Origin of the sequence: Hydrogenophaga sp. (assembly GCF_041633695.1) — a bacterium.
Classification (GTDB): Bacteria; Pseudomonadota; Gammaproteobacteria; order Burkholderiales; family Burkholderiaceae_C; genus Hydrogenophaga.
Window position 1 is genome coordinate 1 of sequence record NZ_JBFJMY010000606.1, and the last position, 2,119, is coordinate 2,119.

The following is a 2,119-nucleotide window of genomic DNA, read 5'->3' on the forward strand; positions in this document are numbered from 1 at the left end:
AGCAGTGCAGAACACCGGCGGGCCCTTGATGGTGCCGGTGGGTCCCGGCATTTTGTCGCGCATGTTCGATGTGTTCGGCCAGACCATCGACCGGCGCCCGGCGCCGACCGACGTGCAATGGCGCTCGGTGCACCGAGCGCCGCCACCACTGACCCACCGCTCCACCGAGTCGGTGGTGTTCGAGACCGGCATCAAAGCCATCGACGTGCTGCTGCCGCTGGAAACCGGTGGCAAGGCCGGCCTGTTCGGCGGCGCCGGCGTGGGCAAGACGGTGCTGCTCACCGAACTGATCCACAACATGGTGGGCCACCACCAGGGCGCGAGCATTTTCTGCGGCATCGGCGAGCGCTGCCGCGAGGGACAGGAACTGCACCACGACATGGACGAAGCCGGTGTGCTGCAAAACATGGTGATGGTGTTCGGCCAGATGAACGAGCCGCCCGGGGCGCGCTTTCGGGTGGGCCACGCGGCGCTGACCATGGCCGAGTACTTCCGCGACGACGAGCACCGCGACGTGCTGCTCTTGATCGACAACATCTTTCGCTTCATCCAGGCCGGCTCCGAAGTCTCGGGCCTGATGGGCCAGATGCCTTCGCGCATGGGCTACCAGCCGACCATGGGCACCGAACTGGCCGGGCTGCAAGAGCGCATCGCCAATACCGACACCGGCGCCATCACCTCGATACAGGCGGTCTACGTGCCCGCCGACGATTTCACCGATCCGGCCGCTGTGCACACCTTCTCGCACCTCTCGGCCTCCATCGTGTTGTCGCGCAAGCGCGCCAGCGAAGGCCTGTACCCGGCCATAGACCCGTTGCAATCGAACTCCAAGATGGCCACGCCCGGCATCGTAGGCGCGGACCACTACCGGCTGGCGCAAGACATCCGGCGCACGCTGGCACAGTACGCCGAACTCAAGGACATCATCGCCATGCTCGGCCTGGAGCAGCTCTCGCCGCAAGACCGCGACGTGGTCGCGCGCGCGCGGCGGCTGGAGCGCTTTCTGACCCAGCCCTTTTTCACCACCGAACAATTCACCGGCCTGCCGGGCAAGGCGGTGCCGCTGGCCGACGCGCTCGATGGCTGCGAGCGCATCCTGCGCGACGAATTCAAGGACTACCCCGAAAGCGCGCTCTACATGATCGGCCCGATTGCCGAGGCGCGGCAAACGCTCACCACCGGGGTGTCGCCGCCAGAGGAGACCGCACATGCGCCTTGAAGTGCTGCTGCCGTTCCAGATCTTTCTGCAAAAAGACGCGGTCTCGCGCGTCGTGGCGGAAACCAGCACCGGCTCGTTCGGCCTGCTGCCGCACCGCCTCGATTGCGTCGCCGCCCTGGTGCCCGGCATCCTCAGCTTCGAGACGCCGGACGACGGCGAGGTTTTCGTGGCCATCGACGAAGGTGTGCTGGTCAAGACCGGCCCCGATGTGCGCGTCTCGGTGCGGCGCGCCATGCTGGGCAGCAGCCTGGCCCAGTTGCGCAGCGCCGTGGAGCACGAGTTCCTGACACTGGACGAACAGACGAGCAGCCAGCGCGCCGTGATGAACAAGCTGGAAACCGGCTTTCTGACCCGGTTTGCCCTGATCCGCCATGACTGAACCCGGACCGAAAAAAACCAGCGGCGCCGGGCCCGGCCTGGCCGAGCAGGTGAACGCCAAAGCGCGGCGCAAGCTGAACGCGCGGCGCCACGCCAGCCAAGGCCTGTGGTTCGGGCTGGGGATGATGGGGCTGGTCGGTTGGTCGGTGGTGGTGCCCACCTTGCTGGGCGCGGCCCTGGGCATGTGGCTGGACGCGCACCAGCCGGGACGGCACCCGTGGACGCTGGCCCTGCTGGTGGCGGGGCTGGTGCTGGGCTGTTTCAACGCCTGGCACTGGGTGAGCAAAGAAGACCGCGCCATGCGTGAAGACAAGCAGGATGGACACGATGCAGACACATGAACTCTGGCCCCTGCTGCTGGCCGGTCTGGCCGGCCTTGCTCTGGGTGTATTTTTCTTTGGCGGACTGTGGTGGACGCTGAAAAAGTCCCTAGGGGCCTGCGCGGCAGAAGGCGTCGAAAGCGAAAATCGCCCCCAGCGAGGACAGTTTTTGCCGGATGTGCAGCCCCATAGCCCGGCTATG

General features: G+C 66.4%; 4 protein-coding genes. All 4 read left to right on the plus strand.

What is annotated here, in order from left to right; all coding sequences use genetic code 11:
- The coding region (atpD, locus tag ABYB95_RS22300) for a F0F1 ATP synthase subunit beta (protein ID WP_372662150.1) at window positions 1-1,219 on the plus strand (1,219 nt) is incomplete at its 5' end.
- Entirely contained in the window at window positions 1,209-1,598 is a 390-nt protein-coding gene (locus ABYB95_RS22305; protein WP_372662153.1) for a F0F1 ATP synthase subunit epsilon, read from the plus strand. The genes atpD and ABYB95_RS22305, both read left to right, overlap by 11 nt.
- Complete coding sequence (locus ABYB95_RS22310) at window positions 1,591-1,938, plus strand: AtpZ/AtpI family protein (RefSeq protein ID WP_372662156.1); 348 nt, start codon at window positions 1,591-1,593, stop codon at window positions 1,936-1,938. Before ABYB95_RS22305 ends, ABYB95_RS22310 begins: the two co-directional genes overlap by 8 nt.
- On the plus strand, window positions 1,916-2,119 hold a 204-nt coding region (locus ABYB95_RS22315; RefSeq protein WP_372662159.1), incomplete at its 3' end, for an ATP synthase subunit I. The genes ABYB95_RS22310 and ABYB95_RS22315, both read left to right, overlap by 23 nt.

Bases quoted from the DNA above. Each gene is read 5' to 3' on its own strand.
- ABYB95_RS22305 (WP_372662153.1), top strand. From the start codon at position 1,209: ATGCGCCTTGAAGTGCTGCTGCCGTTCCAGATCTTTCTGCAAAAAGAC.
- ABYB95_RS22310 (WP_372662156.1), top strand. From the start codon at position 1,591: ATGACTGAACCCGGACCGAAAAAAACCAGCGGCGCCGGGCCCGGCCTG.